Below are 252 nucleotides of genomic sequence, written 5' to 3'. Positions count from 1 at the left end.
TTCTGGGTATCCGGAATCAGTGGGCACAAGGCACAAAGGCATGTCGTCCCTATAAAACGAATGCAGACCGGAAAAATTAGCGCTTGAGAATAGAGGTCAGGAAAGAGGGAAATCCGTGGCGAGGGAGCTTGCTCCCGCTCGACTGCGCAGCAGTCGCAGAAGCTCCCGGCCGCAAAAGAACCGGCGCCTGGCAGGGGTCGCTTCGCAACCCAGCGGGAGCAAGCTCCCTCGCCACAAAAGCAGATTGTTTGT

Source organism: Pseudomonas sp. JL2, from assembly GCF_031570495.1.
Classification (GTDB): Bacteria; Pseudomonadota; Gammaproteobacteria; order Pseudomonadales; family Pseudomonadaceae; genus Aquipseudomonas; species Aquipseudomonas rhizophila.
Note: the sequence above shows the minus strand (reverse complement) of the source record.